Below are 18,331 nucleotides of genomic sequence, written 5' to 3' on the forward strand. Positions count from 1 at the left end.
ATCGCTACTCCTCTCTGGCCCAGTCGAGGGAGCGTTCGACGGCCTCACCCCATCGCCCGTAGCGTCGATCGGCGGTCGCGCTCGGCATCTCGGGGGCGAACTCCCTGTCGACCTGCCAGTTGTCGCGCAGTTCGTCGACGGTCTCCCAGTAGCCGACGGCCAACCCGGCGGCGTAGGCGGCCCCCAGCGCAGTCGTCTCGTCGACCTGCGGGCGAGCGATCTCGATCCCGAGGACGTCGGACTGGAGTTGGCACAGGAACGAGTTCTTGACCGCGCCGCCGTCGACGCGGAGCGAGGCGGTCTCGATCCCCGAGTCGGCCTCCATCGCTTCGGCGACGTCGCGCGTCTGATACGCGATCGATTCCAGGGCGGCGCGAACGATGTGCTCCTTTCTGGTCCCGCGGGTCATCCCCACGATGGTCCCACGGGCGCGGCCGTCCCAGTGCGGCGCGCCGAGCCCGGTGAACGCCGGGACCAGATACACGCCGTCTGTCGACTCCACGGACCGCGCGAGTTCTGCAGTCTGGGCGGCGTTGTTGATGAGATCCACGTCTTCGAGCCACTCGATCGCCGCGCCGGTGATGAAGATCGACCCTTCGAGCGCGTACTGGACGGGCTCACCGGACAGCTGGAACCCGATCGTCGTCAGCAGACCGTGATCCGAATCGACCGCTTCCGTGCCCGTGTTCATCAGGTAGAACGAGCCCGTTCCGTACGTGTTCTTCGCGTCGCCCTCGTCGAAGCAGGTCTGTCCGAACAGCGCGGCCTGCTGGTCGCCGAGCGCGCCCGCGACCGGGACCTCGGCACCCAGGAACCCGTCGCGGTCGGTGTGACCGTAGAGCGCCTCGTCGGAAGAGGGGCGTACTTCCGGGAGCATCGTCGCCGGTACGTCGAACTCCCCGAGGAGGTCCTCGTCCCACGTCAGATCGTGGATGTTGTACAGCATCGTCCGTGAGGCGTTCGTCACGTCTGTGACGTGGTTACCGGTGAGGTTGTAGATCAACCACGCGTCGATCGTCCCCATCAGCAGTTCGCCCGCCTCCGCTCGCGACCGGAGGTCGTCGTCGCGGACGCTCTGCATCTTCAGGGGTTCGGCGTTGTCGAGGAGCCACTCGGTCTTCGTCGCCGAGAAGTACGCGTCGGCTTCGAGGCCGGTCTTCCCGCGGATCCACTCGACCTTATCGGCTGACTCCAGTTCCTCGACGCGGTCGGTGGTGCGGCGGTCCTGCCACACCAGCGCGTTGTGGACCGGCCGTCCGCTTTCGGCGTCCCACACGACCGTCGTCTCGCGCTGGTTCGTGATTCCGAGGGCGTCCAGCTGCTCGGGAGCGATGCTCGCCTCCCGGAGGCCGCTTTCGACGACGGCTTGCGTGTTCTCCCAGATTTCGACGGCATCGTGTTCGACCCAGCCCGGTTCCGGGTAGATCTGTTCGTGCTTCTCGTAGGCGTTCGCGACGACCGTTCCGCTGTGATCGAACGCGATGAACCGCGTTCCGGTCGTCCCCTGATCGATCGAACCGACGTAGGTGTTCGTCATTGATAGCTCTCGGCCGGACGAGCGAGGTCGGCAGTTCCCGACTCTGTCCTACCCCATCGATGGTCCCCACCAGTATAATGATTGTCCGTCTAATTCCATCAGTTCAAATTATCTACGGAATCAGAAAAATTATACAATCAATCTCGGCGAAAAGTGATGTATTTGTCGGATATATTCACAGTCACGGATCCGAGATTGTATCAGCGGTCAGGCTCGGCCTGCGAGTGGGTGTGGTGGTAGAACCGGACTCGCGCCTCGCCGCCGACGAGGACGGGGTCGAAACAGACACGCCGGTACTGATCGTTGTCGAGGAGGTTCACCATCAACCCCGCGGCGTGTTCGGAGACCGAATCGTAGTCGGCGTCGCACACGGGACAGGTCGCCGGCGCATCGTCTGGAACGTTCATCGGTGGCAGTGGTCGCGCTTCACTCGCGAGTCGAACGGATCTCGTCGGCGACGCGCGAGACCGTCTCGTAGCCGGATCCGCTGTAGGCGATGAACCGGACGTCGCCGAGGGACCGGGGATCGTGCGCCTGAATCTCCTCGGCGATGATACGAGCGCCCTCGGCGAGGTCGAACCCGGCGACGCCGCAACCGAGCGCCGGGACCACGAGCGACTCGCAGTCGAGTTCCTCGGCGCGTTCGAGGCTGGCACGGGTCGCATCGCGGATGCTCTCGGCGGTCGCCTCGCCGTCGCCGTAGTGCGGCATCGCGGCCGCGTGGATCACGTATTCGGCGTCGAGGTCGTAGGCGTCGGTGACGGCGACGCCGCCGAGGTCGACCGGTCCCTTCCTCACGGCCGCCTGGTTCAATGCCTCGCCGCCGGCACGCCGGAGCGCGCCGGCGACTCCCGATCCCATCTGGAGGCTCGTCCCGGCGGCGTTGACCAGCGCGTCCGCCGACTGCTGTGCGATGTCCCCCTGTACGACGGTGAAGTCCATAGCGTCGGTTTGGTCGTCCGTCGACAAAAACCTCGGCCGCGAAGCCCTTGGGGGTCGATCGGCGAGGACCGACCCACATCGAACCGAACCGTTCTTTTCACGCACGACCTCTTTGGCGACTATGAACGCACGCTCCGTCGAGCCCCCGCTTCTGGAGGCGGTCGCCGCGCGAGCGGTCCGCGCGGGCGGCGACTACCTCGCCGACGCGTTCCGGGACGTCGATATCGAGGCCGAGTACGGGACCGACGACGTGAAGTCGGCGGCGGACCGGGTCGCCGAAGAACGCGCGCTCGCCGTGATCGAAGAGGCGTTCCCGGACCACGCCGTCCACGGCGAGGAGTCCGGCCGCGACGGCGACCACCGTTACGAGTGGGTCGTCGACCCCCTCGACGGGACGAACAACTTCGCCGCCGGCATCCCCGCGTTCGCGACGGCGGCGTGCGTCCTGGCGGACGGCCGCCCGCTCGTCTCGGCGATCTACGAACCGCTCCCGGACTCGCTGTATCTCGCGCGGCGCGGCGAGGGTGCGACCGCCGACGGCGAGTCGCTGGCCGCCGCGAGCGACCGCTCGCTGCCGCAGGGGACCGTCTCGTTCGTCGTCGGCCTCCCGGCGGTCCGAGACGACGACCACCGCGCGGTCGCCGGGACGATGGAGTCGGCCGTCGACGCCCGTTGCAAACGCGTCATCAACACCTGGTCGCCCTGCGTCGACTGGGGGCTCTTGGCCCGCGGCGGACTCGACGGACTCGTCGCCTACCGCCCGGACGTCTACGAGCAGTACGCCGGCGCGCTGCTTGCCGAGGAGAGCGGCGTGGTTCGTCGGGTGTTCGAGATCGACGGCGACGGCGACGACCTCACCGAAGTCACGGACGTGGGAGCGGCGACCGGCGTGGGCGGCCTCTACGTCGCGGCGCCGGACCGCCAGAAATGCGACCAGCTGGTCGAGGCGGCGAGCGAGGCGCTGTCGTAGGCGGCCGGTCGTATACGTAGACCAACTCCGATCGAAACCCGAGGCGGCCTCCGGACCCGTGCGGAGAAGTCGGAAGTGCCTCGGGGACTAAGGTTCTCCTATGGACGTCCTTCGAATGCGGTGGACCGACGCCCTGTTCGCACACTGGCCGGTCGACCCGGACGTCGTGTCGTCTCGGCTCCCCGATGACCTGCAGGTGGCGACCTACGACGGCGCGGCGTGGCTCGGCGTCGTCGGTTTCGTGATGGAAGACATCCGCCCCCGCGGGGCCCCGTTCGGCCTGTCGTTTCCGGAATTGAACCTGCGGACCTACGTGACACGACCGGATAGCGACGATCACGCGGTGTACTTTTTCAACCTCGACGCGGACGACCGGGTCGGCGTCGCCGTCGCTCGACGGCTCTTCCGACTCCCCTACTTCCGCGCCGAGATCAGCGTCCGCCGCGAGGACGACGCGGTGACGCTGCGGAGCCGACGGACCCATCCGGGGGCTCCGCCGGCGCGGTTCGCGGGGACGTACCGCCCGCGCGAGGAGCCGACGGCCCCCGAACCCGGGACGCTCGACCACTTCCTGACGGAGAATTACCGGTTCTACACCGCGGGGAACCGGCTGTACTACGGGGACATCTCTCACCCGCCGTGGCCGCTCGCAACGGCCGAGGTGGACATCGAGTCGAACACGCTGTTCGCGGCGAACGGGTTCGACCGCCCCGACGGCGACCCGATCGCCCACTACGCTCCCGGAACGGAAGTGACCGCGGGTCGACTCCGCCGCGTCCGATAGCGACGGGCGCGTCGGTCCGTTTCTGTTCGGCGTGCATCGGTTGGCATCCGTTGGACGTGCGTTGGTTCGTCTCTGCTCGGCCAGTCTCGGTCCGCACCTGATCCTCACGCGAATCCCACGACCGAACCGCGGGGTTTCAAGCGCCGTCGGTCCTTTCTGCCCGCTATGGTAGTCGACACAGTGATGACGACTCTACACGTCCTCCTGGGGGCGCTGTGGGTCGGCAGCGTCGTCTTCGTCGCCGGAGCGATTCTCCCCGCCGCAGTCGAGGGGGCGCTGGACGCCGCCCCGCTGGAAACGATCGCCGACCGGCTCGTCTATCTCTCCCGCGGCGCATCGGTCGTGATGTTGCTCACCGGCGGCCACCTCGCCGGCACGCGCTACACCGTCGAGAGCCTCACCGGCACCGGTCGCGGGCACCTCGTCCTCGCGATGCTCGCGCTCTGGCTGGTCCTCGCCGCGCTCGTCGAGGTCGGGCGGAGCCGCCTCGTCGACGGGCTGCAGGAGAAGCGCGTCCGGACGCCGGCGGCGGAGGTCACGACGATCTTCCGCGCGGCAGCCGTCGTCGGCATTCTCCTGCTGGTCGACGCGGGACTGCTCGCCTCGGGGCTCACGCTCTAGTGACCGATCAGATGAATCGACTCGATTCCCGCATCCGATGGCTCTGGATCGGCCGCGCCGTCCTGACGGCCGCGGTCCTCGCCGGCATCGTCTTCGGTGCCGGTCGCGTCGCCGACCCGGCGTGGCTCCCGGGGTGGGCACCCGCGGCCGTCTTCGTCGCGTTCGCCGGACTCGGGACGCTGTCCGCGGTGCTCCGGTACCGAGCGTGGCGCTTCGAGGTCCGCGAGGACTCGCTGTATCTCGAACGCGGCGTCCTCACGAAGGTCCGCACGGTCGTCCCGTTCGTTCGCATCCAGCACGTCGACACCGCCCGCTCGCCCACCGAGCGGCTCGCCGGCCTCGCGAGCACCGTGGTCTACACCGCCGGCTCGCGCGGGGCCGACGTCTCGGTGCCGGGACTCACGCCGAGCGACGCCGACGACCTCCGGGAGCGGCTGAAACGGCTGGCGATCCGCTCGGAGGGCGAGGACGCCGTCTGAGATGCCCCGCTCGCTCTCGCCGCTGTCGGTCCCCTACCGCGTGCTCCAGCGCGGCGGCGGCCTCGCCGTCGCGCTCGCCTTCCTGCTCGGAGGCGGCGTCAACCTCCCGTTCCTCGGTCCCGCGGGACCGCTGGCCCTGCTGTTCGTCGCCGGCGTGGCGGCGCTCGCACTCGTCGGCTACGAGACGGCGTACGTCCGACGGTTCGAGTACGAACTCACCGCCGACACCCTCGACATCGACTCCGGCGTCCTCTCGCGTCGGAGCCGCGAGATTCCGATCCGGCGGATCCAGAACGTCGACATCTCGCGAAACGTGATCCAGCGTCTGCTGGGCATCGCCGTCGTCTCGTTCGAGACCGCCGGTGGCGGCGAGACGGAGGCGCAGCTCCGGTACGTCACATTCGAGGAGGCAAAGCGCCTCCAGCGCGAACTCGCGCGACTGAAGCGGGGCGCGTCGGCGGACGCGGAAGGCGAAGACGCCGAGCGGGCGGCGGTCGAACCCGAGTCGACCGAACTGTTCGCGCTCGACCGGAGCGAACTGGCGATCCTCGGCGCCCTGTCGGTCGACCTCCGCGTTCCCGGTATTCTCTTCCTCCTGGTTTCGACGGTCGGATCGACCGTCATCTCGACGTATCTCTCGTCGATTCCCGGCGTCGCCCTGGTCGTCGTCGCCGGCGCGCTCCTCCTCGCCGTCGCGGTCGTCTCCTGGGTCGTCGGTGCCGCCGCCGCCATCGTCGAGTACTACGACTTCAGACTGGTCCGCTCCGGCGACGAACTCCAGTACGAGCGGGGGCTCCTCCAGCGCTACGACGGGTCGATCCCGTTCGACAAGATCCAGACGCTGACGGTCGCCGACAACCCGCTGAAACGGCACTTCGGCTACGCGACGCTGTACATCGAGACGGCGGGGTACACGCCCGGCAGTTCGACCGGATCGCGGGGCTCGGAGGCGGCGATCCCGCTGGCCGAACGCGAGCACGTCCTGGAGTTGGTCGAGGAACTCGAACCCGTCGGCGAGGTCGACTTCGAGCGCCCCCCGCGCCGGGCGCGGCGGCGGTACCTCGTCCGCTACTTCCTCGTGGTGGGCGTGCTGACGGGGATACTCGCCGCCGCGCGCTCGCTGTTGTCGCTGCCGGTACCGTGGTGGCCCCCGCTGCTCCTGGTTCCGCTCGCGGCCCTGTTCGCGCATCTGACGTGGCGTCACCGTGGACACTGGCTGGGTGATCACCACGTCGTCACGCGGAACGGCGTGCTGCGGCGCGAGACGAAGATCGTTCCCTACTACCGGATCCAGACGGTCATCGACTCCCGAAGCGTCTTCCAGCGTCGACTCGGCCTCGCGACCGTCACGGTCGACACCGCCGGCTCGCTCTCGCTGGGCGGACAGGACGCGGCCGCGGTCGACGTGTCGGATGCGACGGCCGACCGACTCCGGGACGAACTCGAGTCGCGCCTCGGGCAGGCCGTCGACGCCTACCGCGCCGGCCGCGCCGGGATCGGGTTCGAGGACGAGTACGCGCGGTCCGGAGCGGCCTCCGGAGGCGACGGCGACAGTTCGGCGGGAGGCGCCGACGGCGACGACGACCCGGCGGGACACGCCGACAGCGACGGCGATTCGGCGGGACATACTGACGACGACCCGGCGGGAGGCGCCGACGGCGACGCCAACGATGCACGGACCCCGCGCTCCGACGGGGACGCGGACGCTCCCTGACGGCGCTCGTGCTTTCGGACAGGATCGTGCTTTCGGACAGGAATCTGTGCGGAAGTCGGTCACCGTTCCGCAGCGAAGGTCTCGAAATACGGACGGCCGACAGGATCAGTCGTCAGCGGGCGGTGCCACTGCGGGCTGCGGGGAAGCGGGTTCCGCATCCGCTTCGAGCCCCGTCCACGAGAGTTCCTCCTCGTAGTGGAAGGCCTCGTGATCCCGGGTCGGATCGACGACCGTCAGCGACAGCCAGTCGTTGTCGAGGAGCGTGGTGAGTGTCGGGTGCTCGGAGAGGACGTCGGTCACGCGGTCGACCGGCGCGTGGATCACCGTGGAGAGCCGGAGCGGCTGGTGGTAGGGTTCGCCGTCCGTCCCCGTCACCGACTGGAGCGGGAGGCCGCGCATCAGGTCGCCGCCGTTGCCCTGATACACGCCGACGTTGCCGATCGGGTTGTGGGTCACCTTCGAGCCGCTCCCGTAGGCGGCCGTGTCGACAGTGGCGAAGTAGTACTGGGTGTTGATCCACTGCGTGACGACCATCGGGCCGGTGAGGATGCCCTCCAGGGCGTCGCCGTCGGGGTCCGCGCGCCAGTCGTAGGAGTGGAGGAAGGCGCGCCCGTTCAGATCGAGGTCGGCGGTGAGGTCCCGCGGCCCGATGACGAACCCCGCGTTGCCGGCGAGGCCCCACTCGGGGCGGGTTTCGGCCCAATCGCCGGCGCGACGCGCCGTCTCGCGCCCGGCGTTCGACGAGTCCGCGTTCAGCGATTCGGCGCGCTCTGCGGCCGCACCCTCGGCGGCGGTCGCGAGGTCGGCGCGCAACTGTTCGACGTCGTCCGCGTGGCTGGCGGGAACCGAATCGTCGTACAGCGACACCTCGTCGGTCGTGGTGTTGTGCTCGGCGGCGACGAAGACGGTGTCCTCGGGAATTTCGATGCCCCGCGCTGCAAGCGCCGTGCGCACCGCGTCGTCGTTGCAGATCGACGCGAGGACGCGGGCGTTCGGACCGCCGGGGTTGCCGGCGCAGGCCCCGCAGTCGAGGCTCGATCCGAACGCGTTGTTCGAGGTCTCGCTCGCGTGACCCGCGAACGCGACGACGCGGGCGAACTCGTCCCACCCCATCAGCTCGAAGGCCGTCGCGGCGTACTCGACGCGCTCCTCGAACGCCATCCCCAGCGGGAGGTCGCCGTGGGAGTCGTCGTCGCGTTCGAGCGTCTGGCGGCAGAACTCCCGAGCGTTCGGCACCCGCTCGTCGACCGCGTTCAGGAGGTTGCGGACGCCACCAGGGAGGAGCGTCCGGGCCGCGAGCGCCGCCCCGTACCCGCTTCCGGACGTCTCGACGAAACTGAACGCCGTCGCGGCATTCGACTTGAGCGAGTGGAGGAGCGCCTCGCCCGCCTCGACCGCGTGGGTCCACCGGTCGTGGCTCGCGTGGCGGTGATCTTGGCCGTCTGTCGGCCGCTCTTCGATCCGGTGGGCGGCGTCGACGATCGGCGGGCACGCGTCGGCCCCGACGTCGGAGCCGTATCCCTGGTAGCGCATCGGGACGCCGAAGAACCCGGCGTAGCCGTGCGTCTCGTAGTTGCCCGTGGCTTCGACGTGCCGGCGGATGACCTCCGAGCGCGTGTCGATGCAGAAGACCAACTGCGCGTCGGGGCGGTCGCCGTCGTCCGATCTCGCGCGGGTGGCGCTCTCCTCGGCGACGGCGTCGACCAACTCCTCGCGGTACGTCGCCTCCCAGGCGTTCAGCCAGACCTCGGCCAGCGGGACGCCGCCGTCGGCCTCGGCGCCGGCGGACGTGCCCGGAGCGTCCGCGGTCCCGTCCGAGACCGCTGCGGGCGCGATGGGCGCGCCGAACGCGTCGGCGAGCGTCAGCCTGACGGCCAGGTACCCGGGAAGCGTGATCGGGTGCGCCGACTGCCAGGAGTCGCCGTCTTCGACGCGCTGTCTGATCAGGCCGCTCCAGCCGGGGAGGGCGGTCAGGTGATGCTCGAAGATCGCCACCCACTCGTCCCGCCGGTGCCCGTCGAGGCGGTCGGCCAGGGTCTCGATCGGATCGTCCGGGAGGTCGCCGACTGCCGCGGCGTCTGGGATCTCCCGGTCGTGGCGTCCGACTGAACGGAACGCGCGGTAGAACCCCTCCGAGCGATCCGCCATCGGCCACTCCGCGCGGCCCTGATCGAGGAACGAGGCCAGCCACTTCGTCAGGACGCTGTCGACACGGTCCGACGGGGTCGTCTCGGACTCGGCGGGATCGGCGGACGAGTCGTCGGCGGCCGCCTCGGCGGACATCCGGTCGAGGGCCGTCTCGGGGTCGGCGTCGTGCCCGTTCCGTTCCAGTTCCTCCCGGAGAATCTCCGGGTCGATCTGGCCGCGCTCCCACGCGCGGCGGAAGACCGCGGCGCTCGGGTACCCGTCGCCCCCGAACAGCCGCTCGCCGTGCGCCACCGCCTCGTGGAAGGGCCGGTCCTCGAAGCCAGCGAGGGGGTTGGCCGTCACGAACGAGTGGAGCGGCCAGACGCGGCCCACGGCGGTCGACGCCTGTTCGATACTGTCGTGAATCGCAGTCTCAGTACTCATTGTAGTCCTCCGTGGAATTCAGCACCGTCGCGGTCGGCGGCTGGGACGCGTTCAGGAGCGTCACGTAGAGACGCCGGCTGCGACGGTGGACTCCCGTCTCGATCGCGAGGTACGCCAGGACGAACGCGGCGGCGACGAGGCCGTGTCCCAGGGTCAGCGGTACCGGCGCGGCGACGACTGGCAGCCCCGCCAGGACGGCTCCGACGGCCTGATAGACCACCCCGTAGACGGCGATCGCGGGGAGGAACACGAGCGGGACGGCGGCCGCCCGGGTCACCGGCGAGAGCTCGGCCTGTCCGATCGTCTCCCGCGTCGCGTGCAGCGTCGTCAACACGACGACGAGCGTCAGCAGGAGTCCGGTGTCGAGTCCCGCGCCCTTGCCGGTGAGCAACACGAACACCGCCCCGCCGGCCGCTGCCGACAGGACCGTCGCGACCGTGCCGACGACTCCGAGGGGGGCGCCGTGTGACTCCGCCGTGGGGCTCGTCCGTTCGACCCGGGCCCCCGACGAGAGGAACTTGTAGGCCTTGTAGAACCCGTGCAGAATGAGGTGGGTGATCGCCGCGCCGAAGAACCCCAGGCCGGCCTGCATAATCATAAAGCCCATCTGACCGGTCGTCGAGCAGCCGAGCCGGCGCTTGACGTCGGGTTGAACCGACTTCAGGAGCTTCCCGCCGAGCGCGCTGACGGCTCCGAGCACGACGATCCCGAGCAGTACCTCCGGGCTCACCGTCACGACGGGGGCGAACCGCACCAGCAGAATCCCGCCCGCGTTGACGAACCCCGCGTGCATCAACGCCGACGCGGGGGTGGGGGCGGTCATCGAGGCGAGGAGCCAGGTGTGGAACGGAAGCAGCGCCGACTGGATCATCGCCGCCAGGACGAGGAGTGCGGAGACGAGAAGCACCGTCGAGGTCGGGAGTGACCCGACCGACGCACCGATCCCGGCGACGGTCGTCGCGCCGGTCTGCCACCACGAGACCGCCAGGGCGAGACCCAGCAGGCCGCTGCTCGCGAGGAAGTACCGACGGGCGAGACTCGCCGCCGACCCCGCCTGCGGCCACTCGCGGACGTGCCCGATCAGATCGGCCATCACGAGGCCCATCGCCAGCCACGCGGCCGCGAAGAGCGCCGCGTGGTTCGCCGCGACGAGCACCATCACGACCAGCGTGAAGGCGAACACTCTGGTAAAGAACCGCACGAACCCGCTGTCACCGGCCATATACCGGCGCGAGTAGCTGTGGACGATCCCGCTGAAGAAAGTCACGACGACCCACAGCAACAGCGTCAGTCCGTCGACCGCGACGGCGTCGCCGAGTGCAACGGTCGCCGGCCACCATCCCAGCAGTCGCGCGCCGACCGCGACGAGACTCACAGCGCAGAGCCCCCACACGAGTCGCGTGAGCACGACCGGCACGAGCGTCGTCCGCTCCGGATTAGCGTTCGGCAACTCTCCGATCGTCGTCGACTGATTCTCTCCTGTCATACTCGAATTCGTCGCCGGTCAGACGCCGTGGGCTTCGATCCGAAGCTCCCTCGCACGGTATCCGACCGAATCAGCCTATCGTAGAACAGAACGTCTATTAAATCTGTTTATCTGAACAGATCGTTCTCTAATAGGACATTATAGAACATTATGTTCTTTGCGTTACGGACGGTCGCCGGTCAGTTCATCTCGGAAACCGATGAGAAACGGGTCCTCAACGCGCTGCGGACGGTTGCTGCGTTCCGCTCGTCGATTCGGGCGTTCTAGTGATCCCCGCCCCCAGTCGCCGGGACGGGACGACACCGGTCAGAATCAGTCGGGGTCGAACTCGCCGAACGGCTTCGTCTCGTGACTCCGGACGAGCACCTCGTCGGCGACGGTCAGGCCCATCTCCAACAGTTCCTGCGCGACGGGGGTGATGTCGTCGTCCGTGTGCCCGACGACGGTTACGAGGAGGTTCTGCTCGCCGGTGACCAACTCCTGGACCGAGACGACGCCGTCGATCTCCAGGATCTCCGGGATGAGCTCCCCGCGGTCGGGGATCGACGCGGTGCAGAAGAGCAGCATTCGGAGCGGATAGCCCGACGCCTGATAATCCACCTCGGCGCTGTAGCCCTTGACGACCCCGTCCTTCTCGAGTCGCTGAATCCGCTTGCGGACGGTGCTGTCTGACGTCCCCGTTCGCTCGGCGATGTCACCTGACGACATGTTCCGCGCGTCCTCCTGAAGCGCGTGGAGGATCGCCCTGTCGACGTCGTCGATCTCCCGTTCGGCCATACTCGACGTTCGCGGGGCGCAGACTAAGGTACTTCGCCTCGCTGGCCGTGACGGTAGCTATCGACCGCGGCGTGCCTCAGTGCTCACGCGCGTCGTCGATCGCTCGCCTGAACTCGCGAGCCGTCTCGGTGATCGCCTCGAAGTCGCCCGCGGCGATCGCCTCGCCGTCCATTATCGCGCTGCCCGCGCCGACGACCACCGCGCCGGCGTCGACGTAGTCGGCGACGTTGTCGAGGCCGATCCCGCCGGTCGGCATCAGCGGGATCTGCGGCAGCGGGCCGGCGATGCTCGACAGGTGCGACGGCCCCATCGACGACGCGGGGAAGATCTTCACGAGGTCCGCGCCCGCCTCGTAGGCGGTAATCGCCTCCGTTGGGGTGAGCGCGCCGGGTGCAACGAGCGTCCCGTACCGGTTGCAGGTCTCGACGACGCCCTCGTCGACCGTGGGACCGACGACGAACTCCGCGCCGCTGGCGATGGCCGAACGGGCGGTCTCGCTGTCGAGGACCGTGCCCGCGCCGACGATCGCCTCCCCCTCGGAGAACGACGCCGACACCTCCTCGATCAGGACCATCGCGTCCGGATTGTCTGCGGTGATCTCGTAGGCCGTGACGCCCCCCGCTTCGAGCGCGTCCGCCACCTGGATGATCGTGTCCGCGTCCGCGCCGCGCATCACCGCGACGACGCCGCTGTCCACCAGTCGCTGCATCTCCTGGCTCGCGTCGAGTGTGCCCATCTCCCCTCAGTGTGCGGGCCACGTCGGGATAAATCCGACCGTCAGTCCGTCCGCGGGACGGAGCGCGCGCCGGCGACGAAGAACGCGACGGCGAGGACCGCCACCACCAGGAGGTTCGGGAGCGCGGCCGTCGTCGCGTCGGCGTACGTCACCGCGCGGATCCCGCGGGCGACGTAGGTCAGCGGCGAGAGTTCGAGCGCGGGACGGAACCAGGCGGGCAGGAGATCCGGGGTGACGAACGTCTCAGAGAGGAACAGCAGCGGGAGCGCGATGGCGTTCGAGGCCGCGATAACGCCGTCCTGGGAGTCAGCGACCCGCCCGATGATCGCGCCGAGGCCGCAGAACAGCGCGACGCCGAGCGCGACGAACGGGACGACGAGCAGCGTCGCGGGCGTCGTCGGCAGCGCGGTCCCGGTGACGAGCACCGAGAGCGCCAAAAGCAGGAGCGCGGCGATGCCGATGACCACGACGTTGACGAGCGACTGGGCGAACAGCCACTCGCTCCGGGTCAGCGGCGTCGTCGCGAGTTTCTCGAATCGGCGACCCTCTCGGTATCGCGCCACGGTGCTCCCGATCCGCGAGAGCGGCGTGAACAGGACGACGACGGCGAGATAGCCCGCGACGTAGTAGCCCTTCGGCTCCGCGAAGAGCCCCCCGCCGGTCGGCTGGGTCTGTACCAACGCCCCGAATATCACCACGATGATCGCCGGGAAGAAGAACGTGAAGAAGACCGCCGTCCGGCGACGGAGGAACGCGTGCCAAGACGCCGTGAACTCCGCGCGAACGCGTCCGAGGCGGGTCATCGCCTCCCCTCCTCAGCCACGGCGGCGATGTCGCCGTTCCCGTCGAAGGACTCGCCGGTGAGTTCGAGATAGACGTCCTCGAGGTCGGGCTGTTTCCACGTCAGCGAGTCGAAGTCGACGCCGCGGGACTCGAACGCCTCGACGACGTCGCCGATCCTCCGGGGTCCGACGCCCTCGACGACGAGGTGACTCTCGGCCGCCGAGACGGCGAAGCCGAGTCCGGTGAGTTCGGTGGTGGACGCTTCGGCGTCGGTCTCGACGAGCAGCCGACTCCGACCGCCGTGCGTTTCGATCAAATCGCGGGGCGATCCGACCGCCACCAGTCGACCGCTCTTCAGGAAGCCCACGCGATCGGCGAGCCGTTCGACCTCGGCCATCGAGTGACTGGTGAGAAACACCGTGGTCCCGTCCGCGGCGAGTCCCTCCAGGAGTTCCCAGAGGTCGCGGCGGCCGGCCGGATCGATGCCGGTCGTCGGCTCGTCGAGGAAGAGCACCTCAGGGTCGTTCACGAGGGCGATGGCGACACAGACGCGGCGCTTCTGCCCACCCGAGAGCGTCTCGTACCACTGGGCCGCCGTCTCGTCGTCGATACCGACGTCCGCGAGGACGGCGTCCGGGTCGCGGGCGTCGTCGTAGAGACCGGCGTACTGCACGAGCAGTTCGCGCGCGGTGAGCCGCGCGGCCGGCGAGAACGACTGCGGCAGGAGTCCGATCCGGGATTTCGCGACCTCGGTCGGCCGCTCGCCTAGGACCGAAACGCTTCCCTCGGTCGTCGTGGTTCCCGTGAGCGCGCGGACCAGCGTCGTCTTGCCCGCGCCGTTCGGGCCGACCAGACCGAACACCTCGCCGGCGTCGACGGAGATCGAAACGCCGGCCAGCGCCGTCACGTCGCCGTAGGACTTCTCCACGCCGTCGGCGACGAGTGCCCCTGTCATACCTCCCTGTCGGGGCGGTCGGGTGGTAAGCCGTTCGGATCGGGTTCGTCGGCTCCGACCGCGAACCCGCTCGACGCCCGCCGGACGACTGCCCGACACGAACCCGGCGTCGGCCGAATCGCCCTTGTGCCCGGGGACCGTCGTGCGGATATGGACCGTCGCCGCCGCCGATTCCTCCGGACCGGCCTCGCCGCCGGGGTCGCCTCGCTCGCCGGGTGTACGACCTTCGAGAGACACGAAGCGACCGGGAGTCCGTCGGGATCGGAAACGCCCGATACGGAGATGAGGTCCGACTCCGAGTCCGGCGCCGACGACACAGGAACCGAACCGCGGATTCCGACGCCGCGCGAGACGGGCGGTCCCCGTCCCGAACTCGACGACGCTGCGGTCGCGCTCGAACCGGTGGCGTCCGGACTCGCGGCCCCGCTCGACTTCTTCGCGCCCGCCGGCACCGACCGGCGGTTCGTCGTCGACCGCGACGGACGAATCTGGGAAGTCACCGACGACGGCCGGCGCTCCTCGCCATTTCTCGACCTCACAGAGCGGATCGTCCTCGGCGGCGAACGCGGCCTCCTCGGCACCGCACCGCACCCCGACTTCGCCGACAACGGGCGCCTCTACGTCAGGTACAGCGCGCCCGCCCGGTCGGGAACGCCGAGCGGCTACAGTCACACGGCCGTCCTCGCGGAGTTCACCGTCGATCCGGACGCGGACGTCGCCGCCGACGCCGAGGAACGAACCCTCCTCGAAGTGCCGCAACCGCAGTCGAACCACAACGCCGGCGCGGTCGCGTTCGGTCCCGACGGCCATCTCTACGTCGCGTTCGGCGACGGCGGCGGGGCGAACGACGTCGGCACGGGCCACGTCGACGACTGGTACGACGCCGTCGAGGGCGGCAACGGGCAGGACGTGACCGAGAACCTCCTGGGGAGCGTGCTCCGAATCGACGTGGACGGCCGCAGCGGCGTCGACGGCGACGGAGAAGAACCGTACGCGATTCCCGACGACAACCCGCTGGTCGGCCGCGAGGGTCGCGACGAGCAGTACGCCTGGGGCTTCCGGAACCCCTGGCGGTTCTCCTTTCACGGCCGGGACTGCTACGTCGCCGACGTGGGACAGAACGCCTGGGAAGAGCTCAATCTGCTCGAACCGGGCGGCAACTACGGCTGGAACGTCCGCGAGGGCGCGCACTGCTTCCGCGCGGAGACGTGCCCGACGGCGACGCCCGCGGGCGAGCCGTTCGTCGACCCCGTCGCGGAGTACCCGCACGACGGCGACGACGTCAGCGGCATCTCGATCATCGGGGGCGTCGTCGTCGAAAGCGAAGCAGTCCCCGGCCTCGGGGGCGCGTACCTGTTCGCGGATTACGTGGCGCAGGGGCGACTGTTCGCCGTCGATCCCGGCGCGGAACCGCCGTGGACGATTCGCACCGTCCCGGTCGTCGGCGACGCCGACCTCGGGCGGTTCGTCCTCGGCTTCGGGCGCGACCCGAACGGCGACGTGTACGTCCTCACGACCGACGGGAGCGACGGCGAGGGGAACGCCGGACGGGTAGCCCGACTCGTCGCGCCCTGAGCCGGCCATCTGACCCGTTTTCCCGCCGCCTCGACACACTCAGCGTTCGACGTCAGTGGTTTCGTCCGCGCCGCCGGTGTCGTCAGTGTCGCCTTCGTCGTCGGTGTCTCCGGTATCGCCTTCGTCGTCGGTGTCGCCCTCGCCGTCGATACCGGTTTCGTCCTCCGAGTCGCCCTCGACCGCGTCGCCGGCGTCCTCGGCTGCGGCTTCGTTCCGGTCTCCGTCCCCGTCCGCGGTCTCCGCTGGTTCGTCTTCCGCGACCGCGTCGACCGCTCCGGAGCCCCCGCCCCGCGGCTCGACCTCCTCCTTGATCGACGCCAGCTCAGCCTCGACGTCGATCTCCGACGTGCCCGCGGACGCGTCCACGTCCGGAGCATCTGATTCGTTCCGGTCATCGCCCGCCGCGTCGGCCGGCGACGCCGAGTCGCCGGAGTCGGGTTCGCGCTCCGCTCCCGCCTCGGTGACGTCGATTTCGACGGGGCCGGAACCGTCGCTCCGGTCCGCGCTGGTCGACGCGCCGCCCCCGGAATCCACTCGGTGGTCCGAGGGACGCCGAGAGCCCCGGTCGCGGTCCACTTCTCCGGACGCCTCGGCGAGCCGGTCGGACACCTCCTCGGAGAGCCGACGCGCGTCTTCGAGCAGGTCCCTGGACGGATCGTCCTCCGGGAACTCGGACTCCGATAACGCCGTCTGGAGTTCCGAGAGGGCGCGTTCGACGCCGGTGACCGCACCGCGTCCGACGCCGGTGACCGCCTCTCGCCCGACGCCGGCCACCCCGTCCGTCAAGCGCGTCGCGGAGGATCGCTGGGACCGGCTGTCCGGACCGAACGCCGACCGCTCGGGGTCGGCGAGTCGGAGGACGCCGCGGAGCAACTCCAGGGACTGGATCGCCGCCTCGAGCGTCGAGATGAGCGTCGGCAGCGTGTACTGCTCGGTGAATCGGAACAGCTCCGAGAGCGACGGCGGCCGCGGTCGAGCGGGTGTCGAACGCGATCGCGCCTCCCCGGCGTCGCGGGCGCGCTCGCCGGCCGGCCTGCGACCGACGGGTCCTCGCCCCGTTCCGGCTCTGTCGTCGCGGTCCCCGTCTCGTCGACGGAGCTCCGACCTGAGTTCCGCGAGCGTCGCTTCGAGTTCTTCCACCTGATCACGGAGGTCGTCGTCGGCGTCGGAAGGGGGCATATCGGAGCCTTGGGGTCGTGCGGGCAAAAGGGTGTGCGCTGCGGTGGGATCGGTTCCCCGCGGCTCCGCGACCGCTCAGCGGAAGCGCCCGCGCTCGTACTGCTTCGGCCAGTCGACGTCGACGCCGAGTTCGTGCGCCGCCTCCAGCGTGAAGTACGGGTTCCGGAGGTGCTCGCGGCCGACGACCGCCAGGTCCGCGCGACCGTTTCGGATCAGCTGATCGGCCTGCTCGGCCGTCGTGATTCCGCCCACGGCACCGACCGCGGCGTCGGTGGCCTCGTTCACCCGTTCGGCGTACGGGACCTGGTAGCCGGGGCCGCTCTCGGGGACCCGCTGGTCGGGGTGGATGCCGCCCGAACTGACGTCGATCAGGTCCGCGCCCGCCTCGGCGAGCAGGGGCGCGAGCCGGGCGGAGTCGTCGAGATCCCACGACGGCCGGTCGGGCAGCCAGTCGGTCGCAGAGATCCGTGCGAACACCGGTTGGTCGTCCGGCCAGACCTCCCGGACCGCCTCGACGACTTCGAGCGGGAAGCGGGCGCGGTTCTCGAAGGAGCCGCCGTACTCGTCGTCCCGGTCGTTGGTGACGGGCGAGAGGAACTCGTGGAGGAGGTAACCGTGCGCCAGGTGGATCTCAGCGATTCCGAACCCGGCGTCCCGCGCGCGCTCCGCCGCGAGGCGGAACTGCGCGGTCACCCGATCCAGATCGTCTCGCGTCATCGCCCGGGTGGGAACCGTGTCTCCCTCCGGGTGCGGGTACGGGTTCGCGCTCGGCGCGAGCGTCTCCCAGCCGCCCGCTTCTTCGGGGATGGGACCGCCGCCGTCCCAAGGGCGCTCGACGCTGGCCTTGCGTCCGGCGTGGGCCAACTGGATTCCGGGGATCGCCCCCTGCTCGCGCACAAATTCGACCGTGTTCGACAGGGCGTCGGCGCGGTCCGCCGACCAGATTCCCAGGTCGCCCGGCGAGATTCTGCCGGTCGGCGAGACCGCCGTCGCCTCGGCCATCACGACCCCCGCGCCGCCCACCGCGCGACTCCCGAGGTGGACCCGATGCCACTCCGTCGCGAACCCGTCCTCGGCGGAGTACTGACACATCGGCGAGACCATCACGCGGTTCGGGATCTCCGTCCCGCGGAGTCGCAGCGGCGTGAAGAGCGAATCGGTCATCGTCGGCTCCTCGTCCCGAGCGAGTATACGCTTGGCGTCCCCGGAACGGCGAGGGGAG

At 69.6% G+C, this 18,331-nt stretch carries 17 protein-coding genes; 6 read left to right on the forward strand and 11 right to left on the reverse strand.

Annotated features, from left to right (window positions below):
- Positions 1-4: 4 nt before the first annotated feature.
- The 3 genes from glpK to NO360_RS08565 form a co-directional block, all read right to left on the reverse strand.
- Positions 5-1,537: a glycerol kinase GlpK gene (gene glpK, locus NO360_RS08555; RefSeq protein WP_256307371.1), complete on the reverse strand. Its 1,533-nt coding sequence runs from the start codon at positions 1,535-1,537 to the stop codon at positions 5-7.
- Positions 1,538-1,737: 200 nt separating this feature from the next.
- Positions 1,738-1,944 carry a DUF8145 family protein gene (locus NO360_RS08560; protein WP_256307372.1) on the reverse strand — a complete coding sequence of 69 codons (207 nt, stop codon included), beginning with the start codon at positions 1,942-1,944 and terminating at the stop codon, positions 1,738-1,740.
- 19 nt (positions 1,945-1,963) lie between these two features.
- Positions 1,964-2,479 carry a macro domain-containing protein gene (locus tag NO360_RS08565; protein ID WP_256307373.1) on the reverse strand — a complete coding sequence of 172 codons (516 nt, stop codon included), beginning with the start codon at positions 2,477-2,479 and terminating at the stop codon, positions 1,964-1,966.
- Positions 2,480-2,600: 121 nt separating this feature from the next.
- Here NO360_RS08565 and NO360_RS08570 point away from each other — a divergent pair, with 121 nt between their 5' ends.
- The 5 genes from NO360_RS08570 (at position 2,601) to NO360_RS08590 (ending at position 7,047) form a co-directional block, all read left to right on the forward strand.
- Positions 2,601-3,449: an inositol monophosphatase family protein gene (locus NO360_RS08570; protein WP_256307374.1), complete on the forward strand. Its 849-nt coding sequence runs from the start codon at positions 2,601-2,603 to the stop codon at positions 3,447-3,449.
- A 100-nt stretch (positions 3,450-3,549) separates the two neighbouring features.
- A complete protein-coding gene (locus NO360_RS08575) occupies positions 3,550-4,233 on the forward strand; it encodes a YqjF family protein (protein WP_256307375.1) in 684 nt (227 codons plus the stop codon).
- A 165-nt stretch (positions 4,234-4,398) separates the two neighbouring features.
- The gene (locus NO360_RS08580) at positions 4,399-4,854 is read left to right on the forward strand and encodes a CopD family protein (RefSeq protein ID WP_256307376.1); all 456 of its coding nucleotides are present in this window, start codon (positions 4,399-4,401) and stop codon (positions 4,852-4,854) included.
- Positions 4,855-4,865: 11 nt separating this feature from the next.
- Complete coding sequence (locus tag NO360_RS08585; RefSeq protein WP_256307377.1) at positions 4,866-5,333, forward strand: PH domain-containing protein; 468 nt, start codon at positions 4,866-4,868, stop codon at positions 5,331-5,333.
- A 1-nt stretch (position 5,334) separates the two neighbouring features.
- Positions 5,335-7,047 (forward strand): PH domain-containing protein, encoded by a 1,713-nt coding sequence (locus tag NO360_RS08590; protein WP_256307378.1) that lies wholly within the window; start codon positions 5,335-5,337, stop codon positions 7,045-7,047.
- A 105-nt stretch (positions 7,048-7,152) separates the two neighbouring features.
- On the opposite strand, the gene NO360_RS08595 is transcribed toward NO360_RS08590, so the two are convergent.
- The 6 genes from NO360_RS08595 to NO360_RS08620 form a co-directional block, all read right to left on the reverse strand.
- Entirely contained in the window at positions 7,153-9,618 is a 2,466-nt protein-coding gene (locus tag NO360_RS08595; protein WP_256307379.1) for a DUF2309 domain-containing protein, read from the reverse strand.
- The gene (locus tag NO360_RS08600) at positions 9,608-11,104 is read right to left on the reverse strand and encodes a proton-conducting transporter transmembrane domain-containing protein (RefSeq protein WP_256307380.1); all 1,497 of its coding nucleotides are present in this window, start codon (positions 11,102-11,104) and stop codon (positions 9,608-9,610) included. Before NO360_RS08600 ends, NO360_RS08595 begins: the two co-directional genes overlap by 11 nt.
- A gap of 312 nt (positions 11,105-11,416) precedes the next feature.
- Entirely contained in the window at positions 11,417-11,881 is a 465-nt protein-coding gene (locus NO360_RS08605; protein WP_256307381.1) for an Lrp/AsnC family transcriptional regulator, read from the reverse strand.
- 76 nt (positions 11,882-11,957) lie between these two features.
- Positions 11,958-12,617 carry a bifunctional 4-hydroxy-2-oxoglutarate aldolase/2-dehydro-3-deoxy-phosphogluconate aldolase gene (locus NO360_RS08610; RefSeq protein WP_256307382.1) on the reverse strand — a complete coding sequence of 220 codons (660 nt, stop codon included), beginning with the start codon at positions 12,615-12,617 and terminating at the stop codon, positions 11,958-11,960.
- 41 nt (positions 12,618-12,658) lie between these two features.
- The gene (locus NO360_RS08615; RefSeq protein ID WP_256307383.1) at positions 12,659-13,420 is read right to left on the reverse strand and encodes an ABC transporter permease; all 762 of its coding nucleotides are present in this window, start codon (positions 13,418-13,420) and stop codon (positions 12,659-12,661) included.
- Positions 13,417-14,355 (reverse strand): ABC transporter ATP-binding protein, encoded by a 939-nt coding sequence (locus NO360_RS08620; protein ID WP_256307384.1) that lies wholly within the window; start codon positions 14,353-14,355, stop codon positions 13,417-13,419. The genes NO360_RS08615 and NO360_RS08620 overlap by 4 nt, the downstream gene beginning before the upstream one ends.
- Before the next feature lie 150 nt (positions 14,356-14,505).
- Here NO360_RS08620 and NO360_RS08625 point away from each other — a divergent pair, with 150 nt between their 5' ends.
- Entirely contained in the window at positions 14,506-15,930 is a 1,425-nt protein-coding gene (locus tag NO360_RS08625; protein WP_256307385.1) for a PQQ-dependent sugar dehydrogenase, read from the forward strand.
- A gap of 39 nt (positions 15,931-15,969) precedes the next feature.
- On the opposite strand, the gene NO360_RS08630 is transcribed toward NO360_RS08625, so the two are convergent.
- Both NO360_RS08630 and NO360_RS08635 read right to left on the reverse strand, forming a co-directional pair.
- Entirely contained in the window at positions 15,970-17,109 is a 1,140-nt protein-coding gene (locus tag NO360_RS08630) for a DUF7547 family protein (RefSeq protein ID WP_256307386.1), read from the reverse strand.
- Positions 17,110-17,184: 75 nt separating this feature from the next.
- The gene (locus NO360_RS08635) at positions 17,185-18,273 is read right to left on the reverse strand and encodes an NADH:flavin oxidoreductase/NADH oxidase (RefSeq protein WP_256307387.1); all 1,089 of its coding nucleotides are present in this window, start codon (positions 18,271-18,273) and stop codon (positions 17,185-17,187) included.
- Positions 18,274-18,331 lie beyond the last annotated feature (58 nt).

It is taken from the genome of Halobellus litoreus, assembly GCF_024464595.1.
GTDB lineage: Archaea > Halobacteriota > Halobacteria > Halobacteriales > Haloferacaceae > Haloquadratum > Haloquadratum litoreum.

Bases quoted from the DNA above. Each gene is read 5' to 3' on its own strand.
- NO360_RS08570 (WP_256307374.1), top strand. From the start codon at position 2,601: ATGAACGCACGCTCCGTCGAGCCCCCGCTTCTGGAGGCGGTCGCCGCG.
- glpK (WP_256307371.1), bottom strand. From the start codon at position 1,537: ATGACGAACACCTACGTCGGTTCGATCGATCAGGGGACGACCGGAACG.
- NO360_RS08615 (WP_256307383.1), bottom strand. From the start codon at position 13,420: ATGACCCGCCTCGGACGCGTTCGCGCGGAGTTCACGGCGTCTTGGCAC.
- NO360_RS08560 (WP_256307372.1), bottom strand. From the start codon at position 1,944: ATGAACGTTCCAGACGATGCGCCGGCGACCTGTCCCGTGTGCGACGCC.
- NO360_RS08600 (WP_256307380.1), bottom strand. From the start codon at position 11,104: ATGACAGGAGAGAATCAGTCGACGACGATCGGAGAGTTGCCGAACGCT.
- NO360_RS08565 (WP_256307373.1), bottom strand. From the start codon at position 2,479: ATGGACTTCACCGTCGTACAGGGGGACATCGCACAGCAGTCGGCGGAC.
- NO360_RS08590 (WP_256307378.1), top strand. From the start codon at position 5,335: ATGCCCCGCTCGCTCTCGCCGCTGTCGGTCCCCTACCGCGTGCTCCAG.
- NO360_RS08630 (WP_256307386.1), bottom strand. From the start codon at position 17,109: ATGCCCCCTTCCGACGCCGACGACGACCTCCGTGATCAGGTGGAAGAA.
- NO360_RS08575 (WP_256307375.1), top strand. From the start codon at position 3,550: ATGGACGTCCTTCGAATGCGGTGGACCGACGCCCTGTTCGCACACTGG.
- NO360_RS08610 (WP_256307382.1), bottom strand. From the start codon at position 12,617: ATGGGCACACTCGACGCGAGCCAGGAGATGCAGCGACTGGTGGACAGC.
- NO360_RS08620 (WP_256307384.1), bottom strand. From the start codon at position 14,355: ATGACAGGGGCACTCGTCGCCGACGGCGTGGAGAAGTCCTACGGCGAC.
- NO360_RS08580 (WP_256307376.1), top strand. From the start codon at position 4,399: ATGGTAGTCGACACAGTGATGACGACTCTACACGTCCTCCTGGGGGCG.
- NO360_RS08635 (WP_256307387.1), bottom strand. From the start codon at position 18,273: ATGACCGATTCGCTCTTCACGCCGCTGCGACTCCGCGGGACGGAGATC.
- NO360_RS08595 (WP_256307379.1), bottom strand. From the start codon at position 9,618: ATGAGTACTGAGACTGCGATTCACGACAGTATCGAACAGGCGTCGACC.
- NO360_RS08605 (WP_256307381.1), bottom strand. From the start codon at position 11,881: ATGGCCGAACGGGAGATCGACGACGTCGACAGGGCGATCCTCCACGCG.
- NO360_RS08625 (WP_256307385.1), top strand. From the start codon at position 14,506: ATGGACCGTCGCCGCCGCCGATTCCTCCGGACCGGCCTCGCCGCCGGG.
- NO360_RS08585 (WP_256307377.1), top strand. From the start codon at position 4,866: ATGAATCGACTCGATTCCCGCATCCGATGGCTCTGGATCGGCCGCGCC.